The sequence below is a fragment of the Rhodococcus sp. MPR-R1B genome (assembly GCF_058793255.1).
In genome coordinates, this window is the sequence record NZ_JBXAFO010000067.1 from 1 (window position 1) to 3849 (window position 3849).

Here is a 3849-nt window from a genome sequence, read left to right on the forward strand (position 1 = left end):
GCCCCGTTGACTGAACTAAATGCCGAACGGTGCTGGTCTGAAGGGGTGGGGTCGATGTGGGTCGGTAGCTTGCGGACATGAGCGAAGGCGAAAGTCCGAGAGATCTGTCGGGGCTTGTGGTGGCCCGAGTGGGTCGGTTGACAGCGACCGGCCACACGTCGGAGCCTTATATCCTGCAGGGCAGCGACGATGAACGAGTGGAGTCCGTCGAGGTGTTCTTCCGGGAGCTGATCGCTTCCGGGAGGTCGGTGGCGACGGTGCGTTCATACGGTATGGATCTGCTGAGGTGGTGGCGGTTCCTTCACGCTGTGGATGTGGCGTGGGATCGTGCCTCTCGGGTCGATGCGCGCGATTTCAGTTGTTGGATCCAGTTGACGGCGAAGGCACGACAAGGATCAGTGGTGCCGGCCAGCGCCGAGTCGGCTGCTACTGCTGCGGCGGCAGCGAATCCTGTCACCGGCAAACCGGCTCTGGGGACCGGGTACTCGCCGGCGACAGTGGCGCACAGTGAGACGGTGCTGCGAAGTTTCTACGATTTTCATCGGGACGCAGGTACTGGCCCGCTCCTGAATCCGTTCCCTCTCGATCTCTCTCGCCGGTCGAGACGGGCTCATGCGCACCACAATCCGATGGATCATTGGGCACCTGAGCGTGTGGGACGCTACCGGCCTCGGGTCTCGCAGCGGATTCCCCGAGCGATTCCCGAGGATCTGTTCGATAAGTTGTTCGCGGCATTGTCGTCGGATCGGGACCGGGCGTTGGTGGCGTTCTGGATTTCGTCGGGGGTGCGAGCGTCGGAGTTGTTGGGAGTCCGCGAGTGCGATGTCGACCCGGGGCAGCAGTTGATTACTGTGGTGCGCAAGGGAACACGTGCGGTGGAGCAGGTACCCGCGTCGGCGGACGCGTTCGTCTGGTTGCGGTTGTATCAGGAGCAGGTGTGGGGCGAGGTGCCACTCGGACGGACGCAACCGTTGTGGTGGACACTGCGGAAACCTCGCCGCCCGTTGAATTACCATGCGGCGCATCGGATGTTCGAGCGTGCGAACGCCACTCTCGGTTCGGATTGGACTCTGCACGACTTACGTCACAGTGCAGCGAGGCGGATGGCCAACGACCCGCACTTGTCCTTGGTGGAGGTCAAAGAGGTGCTGGGGCACGCACATTTGTCGACGACCGAAATTTATCTGACACCCGACAAGGACGAGGTGATCGCCAGCGTCCTGGCCCACCACGCTCGTACTGCTGATCAGCGGGAACATCCGAGGACTCCTCCACCGCCTCCTGCACCTGGGTACGATCCGGCAGCGTTGAGCGTGCTGTTCGGGAGGTCGTTGTGAGCACTGCCGTCAAGCACATGACCCGCCCGGAACGCTTCGAGGTCACACCGGTGCCACATTCGAGGATTCACCAACTGCACAAACAGTTTCCACCACGCGAATTTGAACTCTGGTGGCCGCACACCGCTGCCTCTGCCGAAGCTGTCGAGGCCCGACTGAACTGCTCGGTGCTTGCCGAGGCTGCGGTCACCACCCGAGCCGGACGGCACCGAGGCGTGATCAAGATACTGACCTGGTTGGCTTCGGTGCCCGGCGATACCTGGCAAGCCCGGTGGCTCGCCAGCGGCGCCGAGAACATCCGCGGATCTCGTTACGGCGCGACAGCCTCATGGGCCGATCTCCCGGTGGAATGGATTGCCGGACACGGGCGCCCTGTCAGACACGATCGCAACGACCTGGCTGCAGGACTGCTGATGTTGCTGTGCCTGGACGTGATCCGGCCACAGCTGTCGTGGATGCTCTCCCGGGCGCACCCGTTTCTCGCGCCGATGATGGCAAAGCTGCGAGATCCGGACGGATTCGCGCGGTTGGACGAGCTTGCTGCCACTCAGCCGGATACCTCGCGAGACGATGCACGAATCGCAGCGACCAGAATCGCGACCCTGCTGGTATCCAAAGGCGGGACTGTCGCAGAGATCACTGTCGGCGATTGTGTGGAGCTGATCGACACGATGGCGCAGGTGCACTCCCGCCGCGGTCAGAAGAAGATCGATTTCTACCTGCGACTACGTGCGATGGGCATCTTTCCCGAGGACGCACCACACAGCATCCGCGCGTTCGGCGCTCCGGTCGGACAGCTGACGATCGAACAACTCGTCGACCGCTACCCGATCGAGAACCAACCGATCCGAGATCTGCTCATCGACTATCTGCGCGAGCGTCAACCCGCGCTGGACTACACCAGCCTCAACTCTCGTGCCCGAGGACTTGCCGGGCTGTTCTGGAGCCGCGTCGAGACACTCGCCCCCGGTATCGACACCCTGCACCTGCCGCCTGACGTCGCCCGCGCATGGAAGGACGACCTGAGATCGATCACACGCACCGCCGTCGACGCGGCGGGACGAAAGCACGAAACAACTTCGCCCCGAAAGAATTACAAAGACAATCTGTTGCAAGTGCGCGCGTTCTATCTCGACCTCGCGCACTGGGCCGTCGAAGATCCGTCCCGCTGGGCGCAGTGGGTGGCGCCCTGCCCGATCAGTGACGGCGAGGTCAAAAGAGGCAAGGAACTCAAACACCGCAAAGCGCGGATGGACCAACGCACCCGCGAGCGGTTGCCTGTCCTGTCTCAGTTGGTTCGGTCCGCCGCTGACCGCCGCGCGGCCGCAGCGGCACTACTCGTTGCGGCGCAGAACACCGAACCAGGTGAGGTGATCGCGGGAACCGACGGAGAACTGCGACGATCCTTGATCCGTCGGGGAACCGGCCGCGTCGTATGGGCCGACAATACTGTCAGCGGTGTTCGTCGCGATCTCACCTACGAGGACGAGGAAGCATTCTGGGCATTCGCCACCATCGAAGTGTTGCGGCTCAGCGGTATCCGTCATGAAGAGCTCCTCGAGCTCAGTCACCACAGCATCACCGAATACCGACTACCCAGTACCGGTGAACTGGTTCCGCTGCTGCAGATAGCTCCATCGAAGACCGATACCGAGCGGCTGATCTTGGTCAGTCCCGAGCTCGCGGAAGTCCTCAGTGCGGTCGTTCAGCGTTCGCGGCAACCCAACGGATCGATACCTCTCGTGGCTGCCTACGATACGCAGGAGAAGCTGTGGAATCCGCCGATGCCGCTGCTCTTTCAGCGGGGAATCGGAAACGAACGCCGAGCGATCCCACCGAGTTTCGTCCGCAAGCTCCTCATCAATGCGCTCACCGTGGCAGCTCTCACCGATGCCAGTGGCGATCCGTTGATGTTTCAGCCCCACGACTTCCGGCGAATATTCGTCACCGACGCGATCATGAACGGCCTGCCACCCCATATCGCACAGGTTATTTGCGGGCACAAGACAATTGACACGACGATGGGCTACAAGGCCGTCTACCCCTCGGAAACTATAGAAGCGCACCGAGCGTTCATCGCGCGTCGTCGTTCGATGAGGCCCAGCGAGGAATACCGGACACCGACCGACGATGAATGGGATGCGTTCTTGTCTCATTTCGAGAAGCGGAAAGTATCGGTCGGGACCTGCGCACGGACGTTCGGCACACCCTGCATCCACGAGCATGCTTGCGTCAGATGCTCACTCCTGCGGCCGGATCCAACACAGCGAGGCAGGCTCGAAGAAATCCGAGACAACCTCGAAGCCCGCATCATCGAAGCCAAACAGGAAGGCTGGCTGGGAGAAGTCGAAGGACTGCAGGTCAGCTACACCGGAGTCAAGGACAAGCTCGCACAGGTCGATGCCACGATGAAACGAGGATCGGCAACAACTGACCTCGGAATGCCTGGATTCGGATCGATCTCCGGAAGGACTTCCACATGATTGCCAAGCTAGAATTCTTGTTCAGAGAA

General features: G+C 61.6%; 2 protein-coding genes. Both read left to right on the top strand.

The window, feature by feature from the left end:
• Positions 1 to 77: 77 nt before the first annotated feature.
• On the top strand, positions 78 to 1337 hold the full coding sequence (locus tag AC1Q61_RS32610; RefSeq protein ID WP_050655242.1) for a tyrosine-type recombinase/integrase: 1260 nt from the start codon (positions 78 to 80) through the stop codon (positions 1335 to 1337).
• Positions 1334 to 3820 carry a tyrosine-type recombinase/integrase gene (locus AC1Q61_RS32615; protein WP_050655241.1) on the top strand — a complete coding sequence of 829 codons (2487 nt, stop codon included), beginning with the start codon at positions 1334 to 1336 and terminating at the stop codon, positions 3818 to 3820. The genes AC1Q61_RS32610 and AC1Q61_RS32615 overlap by 4 nt, the downstream gene beginning before the upstream one ends.
• Positions 3821 to 3849: the final 29 nt, after the last annotated feature.

Coding starts and splice junctions, on each gene's coding strand:
- AC1Q61_RS32610 (WP_050655242.1), top strand. CDS start 78: ATGAGCGAAGGCGAAAGTCCGAGAGATCTGTCGGGGCTTGTGGTGGCC.